Annotated in this window: 12 protein-coding genes; 8 read left to right on the top strand and 4 right to left on the bottom strand. The window is 61.6% G+C overall.

Annotated features, from left to right (window positions below; genetic code table 11):
* Window positions 1–135: 135 nt before the first annotated feature.
* The 5 genes from rsxD to dtpA all read left to right on the top strand — a co-directional run bounded on the left by rsxD (window position 136) and on the right by dtpA (window position 5,315).
* Window positions 136–1,221, top strand: a complete 1,086-nt coding sequence (rsxD, locus tag ACJ8HH_RS06855) for an electron transport complex subunit RsxD (protein ID WP_033648202.1) — start codon at window positions 136–138, stop codon at window positions 1,219–1,221.
* A 9-nt stretch (window positions 1,222–1,230) separates the two neighbouring features.
* Window positions 1,231–1,860 (top strand): electron transport complex subunit RsxG, encoded by a 630-nt coding sequence (gene rsxG, locus ACJ8HH_RS06850; RefSeq protein ID WP_004938412.1) that lies wholly within the window; start codon window positions 1,231–1,233, stop codon window positions 1,858–1,860.
* Window positions 1,857–2,555 carry an electron transport complex subunit E gene (locus tag ACJ8HH_RS06845; RefSeq protein ID WP_033654763.1) on the top strand — a complete coding sequence of 233 codons (699 nt, stop codon included), beginning with the start codon at window positions 1,857–1,859 and terminating at the stop codon, window positions 2,553–2,555. The genes rsxG and ACJ8HH_RS06845 overlap by 4 nt, the downstream gene beginning before the upstream one ends.
* The gene (nth, locus tag ACJ8HH_RS06840) at window positions 2,555–3,196 is read left to right on the top strand and encodes an endonuclease III (protein WP_019455952.1); all 642 of its coding nucleotides are present in this window, start codon (window positions 2,555–2,557) and stop codon (window positions 3,194–3,196) included. Before ACJ8HH_RS06845 ends, nth begins: the two co-directional genes overlap by 1 nt.
* A gap of 604 nt (window positions 3,197–3,800) precedes the next feature.
* Window positions 3,801–5,315, top strand: a complete 1,515-nt coding sequence (gene dtpA, locus ACJ8HH_RS06835; RefSeq protein WP_197760842.1) for a dipeptide/tripeptide permease DtpA — start codon at window positions 3,801–3,803, stop codon at window positions 5,313–5,315.
* Between the two features lie 76 nt (window positions 5,316–5,391).
* Here dtpA and ACJ8HH_RS06830 read toward each other — a convergent pair whose 3' ends face one another.
* Window positions 5,392–7,485 carry a prolyl oligopeptidase family serine peptidase gene (locus ACJ8HH_RS06830; RefSeq protein ID WP_197760843.1) on the bottom strand — a complete coding sequence of 698 codons (2,094 nt, stop codon included), beginning with the start codon at window positions 7,483–7,485 and terminating at the stop codon, window positions 5,392–5,394.
* Between the two features lie 194 nt (window positions 7,486–7,679).
* Window positions 7,680–8,243: a helix-turn-helix domain-containing protein gene (locus tag ACJ8HH_RS06825; RefSeq protein ID WP_033638405.1), complete on the bottom strand. Its 564-nt coding sequence runs from the start codon at window positions 8,241–8,243 to the stop codon at window positions 7,680–7,682.
* A gap of 115 nt (window positions 8,244–8,358) precedes the next feature.
* Between ACJ8HH_RS06825 and ACJ8HH_RS06820 the strand changes: the two genes are divergently transcribed.
* Window positions 8,359–9,546 carry a benzoate/H(+) symporter BenE family transporter gene (locus tag ACJ8HH_RS06820; protein WP_033638404.1) on the top strand — a complete coding sequence of 396 codons (1,188 nt, stop codon included), beginning with the start codon at window positions 8,359–8,361 and terminating at the stop codon, window positions 9,544–9,546.
* Between the two features lie 100 nt (window positions 9,547–9,646).
* Window positions 9,647–10,150 carry a cupin domain-containing protein gene (locus ACJ8HH_RS06815; protein ID WP_033638403.1) on the top strand — a complete coding sequence of 168 codons (504 nt, stop codon included), beginning with the start codon at window positions 9,647–9,649 and terminating at the stop codon, window positions 10,148–10,150.
* Here the strand turns inward: ACJ8HH_RS06815 and ACJ8HH_RS06810 are convergent.
* Window positions 10,115–10,969 (bottom strand): aminoglycoside phosphotransferase family protein, encoded by an 855-nt coding sequence (locus ACJ8HH_RS06810; RefSeq protein ID WP_197766195.1) that lies wholly within the window; start codon window positions 10,967–10,969, stop codon window positions 10,115–10,117. The genes ACJ8HH_RS06815 and ACJ8HH_RS06810 overlap by 36 nt on opposite strands.
* Window positions 10,970–11,151: 182 nt before the next feature.
* On the opposite strand from ACJ8HH_RS06810, the gene ACJ8HH_RS06805 reads away from it, so the two are divergent.
* Window positions 11,152–11,532 (top strand): RidA family protein, encoded by a 381-nt coding sequence (locus ACJ8HH_RS06805; protein ID WP_033654780.1) that lies wholly within the window; start codon window positions 11,152–11,154, stop codon window positions 11,530–11,532.
* 7 nt (window positions 11,533–11,539) lie between these two features.
* Here ACJ8HH_RS06805 and ACJ8HH_RS06800 read toward each other — a convergent pair whose 3' ends face one another.
* Complete coding sequence (locus tag ACJ8HH_RS06800) at window positions 11,540–11,920, bottom strand: nuclear transport factor 2 family protein (RefSeq protein ID WP_033638401.1); 381 nt, start codon at window positions 11,918–11,920, stop codon at window positions 11,540–11,542.
* Window positions 11,921–12,195 lie beyond the last annotated feature (275 nt).

The following is a 12,195-nucleotide window of genomic DNA, read 5'->3' as shown; positions in this document are numbered from 1 at the left end:
GCCGAATACCCCTATCATTAAGGCGTATTACCCTCGCATCGAATCAGGTAGAATGCTCGGCTATTATTTTTGCCGCGCCCGCAATTCGGCGCATCGAAACTGCCGCAGGCGCGGCGCAGAAGGTATCGTTACTCTATGAAGTTCAGGCCGGTATCACCCACAGCCGCCAAAGGCTTACACATCGCCAGCTCGCCGTTCACCCACAACCAGCAAAGCACCAGCCGCATCATGCTGTGGGTGATGTTGGCGTGCATTCCCGGCATCGCGGCGCAGATTTGGTTCTTCGGCTACGGCGTATTGATTCAGGTGGCGCTGGCGGCGATCGTCGCGCTGGCCGCAGAAGGCGCGATCCTCAGGCTGCGCAAGCTGCCGGTGCGCAGCCGGCTGGCGGATAACTCCGCTTTGCTGACCGCCCTGCTGCTCGGCATCAGCCTGCCGCCGCTGGCACCGTGGTGGATGATCGTTATCGGTACCTTCTTCGCCATCGTCATCGCCAAGCAGCTGTACGGCGGCCTCGGGCAGAACCCGTTCAACCCGGCGATGGTCGGTTACGTGGTGCTGCTGATCTCCTTCCCGGTACAGATGACCAGCTGGCTGCCGCCGGATGAGCTGCGCGCCACCGCGCTGTCGCTCCACGACACGCTGCTGGCCATTTTCAGCGGCCATACCTCGCAAGGCGCGACGCTGCACGAACTGCAGATGGGCGTGGACGGCATCAGCCAGGCTACTCCGCTCGACGGCTTCAAAACCGGCCTGCGCAGCGGCCACAGCGTGGAACAGGTGTTACAGCAGCCGCTGTTCGGCGGCGCGCTGGCCGGCATCGGCTGGCAATGGGTCAACCTCGGCTTCCTGGCCGGCGGCCTGTTTATGCTGGCGCGGCGCCTGATCCATTGGCAAATCCCTTTCAGCATGTTGGCCGCCATCGCCTTCTGCTCCGGCCTTGCCTGGTGGATCGATCCGGCGCATCAGGCTTCGCCGCTGATCCACCTGTTCTCCGGCGCCAGCATGCTGGGCGCGTTCTTTATCGCCACCGATCCGGTCAGCGCCTCCACCACGCCGAAGGGCCGCCTGATCTACGGCGCACTGATCGGCGTGCTGGCCTGGCTGATCCGCGTCTATGGCGGCTACCCCGACGGCGTGGCTTTCGCCGTGCTGCTCGCCAACATCACCGTCCCGTTAATCGACCACTACACGCAGCCGCGCGTGTACGGCCATCGCTGAGGAGCCGCCATGCTGAATTCCATGAGAAAGCACGGCACCACGCTGGCGGTGTTCGCGGCGGTCACCACCGGCCTGACCGCCGTGGTTTACGCCCTGACGAAAACCACCATCGCCCATCAGGCGGCGCTGCAGCAAAAAGCGCTGCTCGATCAGGTGGTGCCGCCGGAAAACTACGACAACATCATGCAGAACGAATGCCTGCTGGTCAGCGATCCGGCGCTGGGCGACGGCGCGCCGCATCGCTTGTACCTGGCGCGCAAAAACGGGCAACCGACCGCCGCCGCGCTGGAAACCACCGCGCCGGACGGCTACTCCGGCGCCATCAAGCTGCTGGTCGGCGCCGATTTCAACGGCACGGTGCTCGGCACCCGCGTGATTGAACACCACGAAACCCCGGGGCTGGGGGACAAAATCGAACTGCGCATTTCCGACTGGATTTCCTTCTTCAGCGGCAAGAAAATCGAAGGCCCGGACGATAAGCGCTGGGCGGTGAAGAAAGACGGCGGTATGTTCGATCAGTTCACCGGCGCTACCATCACCCCGCGTGCGGTGGTCAATGCAGTGCGCCGCACGGCGTTGTATATGGAAACGCTGCCGCCTAAACTTGAAAGCTTACCTGCGTGTGGAGCCGCCGAATGAGTGAAGCCAAAGAATTGATCGTCCAGGGGTTGTGGAAGAACAACTCCGCCCTGGTGCAGCTGCTGGGCATGTGCCCGCTGCTGGCGGTGACCTCCACCGTCACCAACGCGCTCGGCCTGGGGTTGGCCACCACCCTGGTTTTGGTCTTGACCAACGCCTCGATTTCCGCGGTGCGCCGCTGGGTGCCGAGCGAAGTGCGTATTCCGATCTACGTGATGATCATCGCCGCGGTGGTGAGCATCGTGCAGATGCTGATCAACGCCTATGCCTTCGGTTTGTATCAGTCGCTCGGGATCTTTATTCCGTTGATCGTGACCAACTGCATCGTGGTCGGCCGTGCCGAAGCGGTGGCGGCGAGAAAACCGGTCGGCCTCTCGGCGCTGGACGGTCTGGCCATCGGCCTCGGCGCCACCGGCGTGATGGTGACGCTGGGCTCGATGCGAGAACTGTTGGGCAACGGCACGCTGTTCGACGGCGCCGACCAGCTGCTGGGCGGCTGGGCCAAGTCGCTGCGCATCGAAGTGGTGCATTTCGACAGCCCCTTCCTGCTGGCCATGTTGCCGCCGGGCGCCTTTATCGGCCTGGGGCTGCTGCTGGCGGTCAAGTATCTGATCGACGAAAAAATGAAGGCGCGCAAAGCCCGCGCCCTGGCGGTGGAACCGCTGCTGGAACAAGGACGTGCTGAGAAGGCCTGATGAACAAGCAGAAGCGACTGGAAATTTTGACCCGGCTGCGCGACAACAACCCGCACCCGACCACCGAGCTGGTGTACACCACGCCGTTTGAACTGCTGATCGCGGTATTGCTGTCCGCACAGGCCACCGACGTCAGCGTCAACAAAGCGACCGCCAAGCTTTATCCGGTCGCCAACACCCCCGCCGCCATGCTGGCGCTGGGGGTTGATGGCGTCAAGGAGTACATCAAGACCATTGGCCTGTTCAACAGCAAGGCCGAAAACGTGATCAAAACCTGCCGCATGCTGCTGGAGCTGCACGGCGGCGAAGTGCCGGAAGATCGCGCCGCGCTGGAAGCGCTGCCGGGCGTCGGCCGCAAGACCGCCAACGTGGTGCTCAATACCGCCTTCGGCTGGGCGACCATCGCCGTGGACACCCACATCTTCCGGGTGTGCAACCGCACTCACTTCGCGCCAGGCAAGAACGTCGATCAGGTGGAAGAGAAGCTGTTGAAGGTGGTGCCCGCCGAATTCAAGGTCGATTGCCACCACTGGCTGATCCTGCACGGCCGCTATACCTGCATCGCGCGCAAACCGCGCTGTGGCTCCTGCATTATCGAAGACCTGTGCGAGTATAAAGAAAAGGTTTATCCGGAATCCTGAGTCTGTTGGGTGCGGCAAACCGCACCCGTCGCCACCTCTCCCCCCGCCAGCGCCTCTTTTTTATCGGAAATGTGATATCGCGCAGCAGTAACCCCGGCAATTTCGAGGTTTTCAGTGAAAAACTCAGTGCCGTGTTATTTTCAAGCGAAAAATTAGTCGAAAATTGCGGTGAACGTCACGCTTTCAGGATCACAAGGCGTTCACAAATGCCAGTACCGTTTTCCCAAATTTCTATAATTTTACAAAACGCGCCATGTGCACAACATTCCAACGGATTAATAACCTCACCTACACTGATGCGCTAAAAAATAGCAATTCAGCAGAATATATCCCTGTTTAAAATTCGTATAGCTTTTAATCAAAACAAAAAATCGGCAAACCATTAAAACCCGAAAGTTAATACTGCATAACATTTGCAACATCGCAGCATAATCCTGTGGGCGTTAAATGTAACCGAATATGACAAACTGCTTGCCTCGTTGACAAAGATAGTGAACATTAACCGCCGTCCCCATCCTATAACAACGCAAAAGGATGCCGTTCCGCATCAACTTTTGTACTTTCCCGTCCTCCAAAGACGGGCTGCGAAAAAACAGAGGTACCAGTGTCAACAGCAAACAACCAACATCCGGAGAGCGTTAGCCTTAACGCGTTCAAACAACCGAAAGCGTTCTATCTGATCTTCTCGATCGAACTGTGGGAGCGTTTCGGCTACTACGGCCTGCAGGGCATCATGGCGGTTTATCTGGTCAAGATGCTCGGCATGAGCGAAGCCGACTCCATCACCCTGTTCTCTTCCTTCAGCGCCCTGGTATACGGTTTCGTCGCCATCGGCGGCTGGCTGGGCGACAAAGTGCTGGGCGCCAAACGCGTGATCGTGCTCGGCGCGCTGGTGCTGGCCGCCGGTTACGCCATGGTGGCTTACTCCGGCCACGACATCTTCTGGGTCTACATGGGCATGGCGACCATCGCCGTGGGCAGCGGTCTGTTCAAGGCCAACCCATCCTCCCTGTTGTCCACCTGCTATGAGAAAGACGATCCGCGTCTCGACGGTGCCTTCACCATGTATTACATGTCGGTGAACATCGGTTCCTTCTTCTCTATGCTGGCCACTCCGTGGCTGGCGGCGAAATACGGCTGGAGCGTGGCGTTCTCGCTGAGCGTGGTCGGCATGCTGATCACCCTGGTCAACTTTATGATGTGCCGCAAGTGGGTGAAGGAAAACGGTTCCAAGCCTGACTTCAAGCCGCTGCATCTGCAGAAACTGCTGATGGTGCTGGTCGGCATCGTGGCGTTGATCGCCGTGTCCAGCTGGCTGCTGCACAACCAGGTGATCGCGCGCTGGGCGCTGGCCTTGGTTTCCGCCGGCATCGTTCTGGTGTTCGCCAAGGAAACCTTCGCCCTGCACGGCGCCGCTCGCCGCAAGATGATCGTCGCCTTCCTGCTGATGCTGGAAGCGGTGGTGTTCTTCGTGCTGTACAGCCAGATGCCAACCTCGCTGAACTTCTTCGCCATCCACAACGTGGAACACAGCATCTTCGGCGTCGCCTTCGAGCCGGAGCAGTATCAGGCGTTGAACCCGTTCTGGATCATGCTCGCCAGCCCGATTCTGGCCGCGCTGTATAACAAAATGGGCGATCGCCTGCCGATGCCGCACAAGTTCGCTTTCGGCATGATCCTCTGCTCCTGCGCCTTCCTGGTGCTGCCGTGGGGCGCCAGCTTCGCCAACGAACAGGGCATCGTGTCGGTCAACTGGCTGATCCTGAGCTACGCGCTGCAGAGCATCGGCGAGCTGATGATTTCCGGCCTGGGTCTGGCGATGGTGGCGCAGCTGGTGCCGCAGCGCCTGATGGGCTTCATCATGGGCTCCTGGTTCCTGACCACCGCTGCCGCCGCGCTGATCGCCGGTAAGGTTGCCGGTCTGACCGCCGTCCCAAGCGACATCAACGACGCGCACGCTTCGCTGGCCATCTACAGCCATGTGTTTATGCAGATCGGTATCGTCACCGCCGTCATCGCTATCCTGATGATGCTGACCGCGCCGAAGCTGTACCGCATGACGCTGGACACCACCGAAGACGCCAATCAGAAAGCGCAGGAAGCCACCGCGGCTCGCTGATCGCCGGCAGATTGAGACGTAAATAAAAACACCGGGTTAACGCCCCGGTGTTTTTTTATGCCCGCAAGAAAAAGGCTTACGCTGACTTGGGTTTGCCGCTCAGGTTGGCCCACATGAATTCGCTCACCAGCGCGCTGTGGAACGCCGCCTGTTGCTTGTCGGCGGCGGCGCTGTGCCCGCCTTCGGTATTCTCGTAGAAATAAGCCTGCTGATACCCCATCGCCTGCATGCGCGCCGCCATTTTGCGGGCGTGGGCCGGGTTGACCCGATCGTCGCTGGTCGCGGTATAGAACAGCACCGGCGGATAGGCCGTTTTCGCCTGAATGTTGTGGTACGGCGAGAAGGTTTTGATATAAGCCCACTGCTCCGGCTTGCTCGGGTCACCGTATTCGGCGATCCACGACGCGCCGGCGGAAAGCTGCGTATAGCGCTGCATGTCCAGCAGCGGCACTTCGCAGACGATGCAGCCGAACAGCTGCGGATACTGCGTCAGCATATTGCCCACCAACAGGCCGCCGTTGCTGCCGCCGCGCGCCCCCAAATGCGGCGCCGAGGTCACCTTGCGTGCGATAAGATCTTCGGCCACGGCGGCGAAATCCTCGTAGGCGCGATGGCGATTCTGCTTGAGCGCTGCCTGGTGCCAGGCCGGGCCGTATTCGCCGCCGCCGCGGATGTTGGCCACCACGTACACCCCGCCGCGCTCCAGCCAGGCCGGCGCCTTGCCGCCGAGATAGCCCGGCAGCAGCGGCACTTCAAACCCGCCGTAGCCATACAGCAGCGTCGGCGTGCTGCCATCCGGTTTGAGATCTTTGGCGGCAATCTGGAAATACGGCACGCGGGTACCGTCCTTGGAGCGCGCAAAATGCTGGCTCACCTGGTAGCCTGACGCGTCAAAATCCTGCGGCGCCTGTTTCAGCAGCGTCGCCTCACCGCCGTCGAGATTGCCCATGTACAGCGAGGTCGGCTGCAGGAACCCGCTGACGGTCAAGAAATAGGCGTTGCTCTCTTCGTCGATGCCGCCGGCGGAAATGGTGCTGATGGCGCCGGGGTTGCCCAGCGGGCGACGTTGCCAGCTGCCGCCCTTCGGCGTCAGCACTTCCAGCCGGTTGACCACGTTATCCATGATGCTGAGGATCAGGTGATCGCGGGTGCCGCTGTAGCCGCTCAGCGCCTGCTCCGCCGTTGGGGTAAACAGCGACTGCAGCTCGCGCTTGCCCGCCAGATAGTCATCGAAGTTGGCCGCCAGCAGCGCGCCGGACGGATAGCGCTTGCCGCCCACCTCCCAGTCGCTGCTCGGTTTAATCAGCAGCCATTCACGGTGCGTATCCAGCTCGGCGTCCGCCGGGATGTCGATTTTGATCTGCCGGCCGTCCTGAGCCAGCAAGAAGTAGTCGCGGCGATAGAAATCCAGGCTGCGGCCGACGAAATCGCGCTCAAAGCCCGGCGTGCGATCGTGATAGGCGAAGACCGCCATGTCCTCAGGCTGCGCTTCGTACAGCGTTTCGGCGGCGCTCAGCGGCGTGCCGCGCCGCCAGCGTTTGGCGATGCGCGCGTAACCGGACTGGGTCATCGAGCCGGGGCCGAAATCGGTGGCGATGAACAGCGTGTCCCGATCGACCCAGGAAACCCGGCTTTTCGCCACCGGTACGTTGAAGCCGTCCTTGACGAAGCGTTTGGCCACCAGATCGAATTCGCGGATTTCGGTGGCGTCGCCGCCGTCCGGCGACAGCTGCATCAGGCAATAGCGGTATTCCGGCGCCAGCGGCTGCGAGCCCTGATAAACCCAATCCTTGCCCTCCGCCTTGCCCAACGCATCGATATCCAGCACCGTTTCCCAGGCCGGTTTGGCCTTGCGGTACTCGTCCAGCGTGGTGCGCCGCAGCAGGCCGCGCGGGTTGGCCTGGTCCTGCCAGAAGTTGTAATAGTACTCGCCGCGCTTGCTCACCCACGGGATCTGGGTGTCTTTATTGAGGATATCCAGCACCTCGCGCTCAATGCGCTGAAAGTCTTCGCCCTGGCCGAAACGCGCCACGGAGCGCTGATTTTCCTGCTGCACCCATTGCAGCGCTTTTTTACCCTGCAGCTCCTCCAGCCACAGGAATTCATCGCCGGCGGCCGCGCCGCCCTCCGCCGCCATCGCCAGGCGGATACTGTTGGGTAATGAAGTCATCGCGAATACGGCTCCTGCGGTTTGCGCACTGAGTTTAATAAACTGACGTCGATTGGTGACCGGCAAAATCAAGCTCCTTTTGAGTCGGCTGCAACGCCGCCCCGTCGTGGGCGACAGCCTGTGAAATAAGAGTCATTTTCAACAAGGTAGGCGTTTGGCGGCGCGGAGTCAAAGCCCACGGCCGCCGCGTTGAGTCAGGATTGAGGATAATGGATCAGATCGTGGATGCGCACCGTTTGTGAACTGGCGTTGCGGTAAGCGTGTGGCCGATCGGCCTGAAAGCGCATCGCCTCGCCGGCGGCCAGGCTGTGCCATTCGCCGTCTATCGCCAACTCCAACCGGCCGCTGATCACGATCACATGCTCGATCACGCCCGGCTCATGGGGCGACGATTCGCTGAGCGCGCCCGGCGCAAGATCGATGACGAACATATCGAAACCCAGCTGGCGATCGTAGGGAAACAGCGGCACTACGCGCATGTCGGCGTTGTCCTGATCGTAGACCGGCAGATCGCCGTAGCGGTGCAGCGTCGCCTGCTGCTGCGCGGGAGAAGCCTCGAGAAAGGCGGAGAACGCCACGTTGAAACCGGTGGCGATCTTCCACAGTGTCGCCACCGTCGGGCTGGACTCGCCGCGTTCGATCTGCCCGAGCATCGCCTTGCTGACGCCGGTGTATTCCGCCGCCTGCGTCAGGCTCCAGCCGCGCTGCGCGCGCAGCGTGCGAAGGGTGTGTGCCAAATGGCCGGCAAGTTCCTGCATCCAGTTCTCCTCTGCGTGTCGAGCCCGATTATACCCGCTTGTGCGCTATAGCGCACGGTGCTATGCTGATTTCTCATCGTGCGTTATAACGCACAACCACCAATTGGAGCTTCTCATGCGCCCAGCCCTCTCCCTGCGCCATCTGACCCTGCCCGCCGTCATGGCCGGCTTTGTCGCCGTTCTGGTGGGTTACACCAGCTCTGCCGCGATCATTTTCCAGGCCGCCGCCGCCGCGGGCGCCACACCGGCGCAGATCGGCGGCTGGCTGAGCGCGCTGGGGATCGCGATGGGCGTCACCTCGCTGGGACTGTCGCTTTACTATCGCACGCCTATCCTCACCGCCTGGTCGACGCCCGGTGCGGCGCTGTTGGTCACCAGCCTGCCCGGCACGCCGATCAACGAGGCGATCGGGGTGTTTATCTTCGCTTCCGGCCTGATCCTGCTGTGCGGCGTCACCGGGCTGTTCGCCCGCCTGATGGACTATATTCCGCAGGCGATTTCCGCCGCGATGCTGGCGGGGATCCTGCTGCGTTTCGGGCTGGACGCCTTCGCTTCGCTGCAGCTCAATTTCCCGCTGAGCGCCGGCATGGGGCTGGCCTATCTGCTCAGCCGCCGTTATCTGCCGCGCTACGCCATCGTGCTGACGCTGGCGGCCGGGCTGGCGATCGCCGCGCTGCAGGGCAATATCCAGCCGGCGCAACACGCGCCGGCGTTTGCCATGCCGGAATTTATCGCGCCGCACTTCAGTTGGCCGACGCTGCTGGGCATCGGCGTGCCGTTCTTCGTGGTGACCATGGCTTCGCAGAATGCGCCCGGCATCGCCACGCTGCAGGCGGCGGGCTACCGCGTGCCTACGTCACCGCTGATCGCCTGGACGGCGCTCACCGCGCTGCTGCTGGCACCGTTCGGCGGATTCTCGGTGTGCATCGCCGCGATCACCGCCGCCATCTGCATGGGCCCGGACGTGCATCCCGATCCGCAGCGCCGCTATATGGGCGCGGTGGCCGCCGGCGGCTTCTACCTGTTGGCCGGGCTGTTCGGCGGCGCCATCGGCCTGCTGTTCAGCGCGCTGCCCCTCGCCCTGATCCACACCATCGCCGGGCTGGCGCTGCTCGGCACCATCGGCGGCAGCCTGCAGCGCGCGCTGCATGATGAGAAACAGCGCGACGCGGCGCTGATCGCCTTCCTCATCACCGCCTCCGGCGTCACGTTACTGGGCATCGGTTCGGCCTTCTGGGGCATCGTCGGCGGCGCGATCGCCCATCTGCTGCTGTCGCTGCCGCAGCGAACAAGCCAAGCATAACGGGCGGTCTACATTGACAAGTGCCGCCATGGCGCCTTCACTTTCTCTGTCGTCTTGAGATCAATTCACAAAATAAGTGACGCCGTCACCAAGGAAGCCTATGACTGAGAAAGCTGCGCTGTTGGCTCAGCGCCTGATACGCAATGTCGAACGAGTAGATAAGCGGCACGATCGGCGGCCGCCGCTGTATGACAGCGTCGGCGCTCGCCTCGGCACCGGCACCGCCGCCGACAAGCTGGGCGCCTCTTTCGATTGTGTCGCGCCGGGTATGCGCTCCTGCCCCTACCATTTTCACTACGCTCAGGAGGAAATGTTCATCATTCTGGAAGGCAGCGGTACGCTGCGGGTGGCCGGAGAAATGCTGCCGATCGTCAGCGGGGATGTCATCTTCATTCCGCCGGGCCCGGAATACCCGCACCAGATCATCAACACCTCCGATGCGCCACTGAAGTACCTGTCCGTCAGCACGCGCGAGCAGCCGGAGCTGGTGATGTACCCGGATTCCGGCAAATACCAGGCGATGGCGCGCGGCGCAGACGGCCAGCAGGTGCGCTACCTGCAGCGCCCTTCAACCTCGCTCGATTACTGGCAGGATGAACCCTGAGTCGCCGCCCGGCAGCGGGAGATCCAGCGCGCGCGCCGCCAGCTCAGCGACGCGAAAGTCGATGTCCGCCGCCTGCCCGTCTTCCATGAACCAGGCGGCGGACAGCCCCGACCAGGCCAGGATCCATTGCAGCAAGCGCCGGCGCTCCAGCCCGGCCAAGCGACAGACCTGTTCCACGCGGCGCTGGAAAATGGCCGGATCGGTGGCGATGCCATAGTTGGGATTGCAGAAGATATTGGCGTAGTCGAAGCCCCGTTCGCCATACAAACGCTTGGGATCGATCGCCAGCCAGCCGCGTTCGCCGAAGTCCAGCACGTTGTCATGGTGAATATCGCCGTGCAGCACGCTCTCTTCTCGCGGGCTGTGCAGCAATTCTGCTGCCGCCGTGGCACAGAGACGCAGCATGCCGCCGTGCGCCTGCGCCGCCGGCCACAGTGAGCTGAACCACTCCTGCAGCGGGATCAGCTCGGGCAACGGTTCCGCTCGCGGCGCATGCAAGGCGGCGATCGCCCGGCACAGGATTTGCGTGGCCTGCTCATCGTCGCCGTCACGCACCAGCTGCGCCAACGAGCCTTCACCCTGCGCGCGCTCCAGCAGAATGCCGTCGTCATGCCACGCCAGCACCTGCGCGGCGCCTTCCCCGCGCCACCAGCACATCAGTTGGCCACCGAAGCGCTCCTCCTGCTCGCGGGCGATCTTCAGCATCGCCGCCTCGCCCCGGTAACGCACCGGCATCAGCAGACTGCTGTGGGTTTCGAAGGCTTTGCCGTCCTGTTCCAGTTGCCAGCGTTGCAGGTAGGGAGTAAAAAGCGAGTTCATCGTCTCATGCGTCCTTGTGGCCGATCTGCGCCGCACTGTCACATTCAGGTGAAAGACGACGTATAAAATAAAGAGGGATGATACTCTCAAATATCATCGGTGCGCGGCGTCTGGCCGCCGTTTCCTCAGTATCCTAACCAAGTTTGTCGATTTTATTAACCGGTCTTGCGCGGGGTTTGATCATGACATTATTAAAACGCACGAATTATCCGCAGTTGCCTACGCCGGGCGGCCCCTATGTGCATGCGGTGCGCCACGGCGATCGCCTGTACGTGTCGGGATTGACGGCCTTCGCCACCGACGCGCAAGGCTTGAGCGCGCCGGAGCAAACGCAGGAGATCCTCGAGCAGTTAGCCACTATCGCCGCCAGCGAAGGCGTTAATCTTAAAGCGTTGATTAAAATCAGCGTGTTCCTGACCGACATCGCCGATCTGGCGGGCGTGCGCCCGGTGCTGTTTGACTATTTCGATGGCGCGCTGCCGGCCTGTTCACTGATGGCGGTCAGCGCGTTGTTTTCACCGCAGGTGTGCGTAGAGATAGAAGCGGTGATGGCGTTGCAATAATGCGCGGCTAGAGCGCGCCCTCATCCGGCACACAGGGGCCGATCTTGAACCAGGCTTTGGCGATCCGCCCCTGTTCCACTTCGTAAATGGCGATGACATCCATTTTGCCCCGCCCCTGCGGGAAGTTGCGCGTCACCACTTCCTGATCGACCACCATGTTCCCCACCGCCATGCGTTTTATCCGTTCACCGTACAGACTTGGCTCCTGGAAACGCACCAGATGCCGTTCGCGGATCGCCGCCTTGCCGCTGGCCAGCAGCGTGTCGGGATGCTCGTAATACTGCGCGTCGTCCGCCCAGCAGGCCATGAAGGCGTCGATGTCGCGGGCGTTATAGGCGTCAAGCTGTTGCTGAACCACATCCTGCGGGCGTGCCGTTTTATCGTTCATCACATCCTCCTGCTGAAGTTAACCGCCGCATGTATCGAACCCATCACGTTAACCGCCCGGTGCTGCAGCTTGATGACACGGCGAATGTTGAATAAAAACCCAAAAATAGCGAATAAATAACCTACCACGCCCAATGGACAATTCAAGCGTCCGGCATAAATTTTCTGCCCCGCGCCAGCGGCGGGGAAAACCGCATGGCACCGCGCGTTAATCTTTGCGGCGGTTAGGGAAATTCTGCTAATTTAGCGTGAACAGCCTGATGATAACGAAACGCT

It is taken from the genome of Serratia sp. CY32780 (assembly GCF_052169135.1).
GTDB lineage: Bacteria > Pseudomonadota > Gammaproteobacteria > Enterobacterales > Enterobacteriaceae > Serratia > Serratia sarumanii.
Note: the sequence above shows the minus strand (reverse complement) of the source record. Positions and strands in the feature narration are given on the sequence as shown.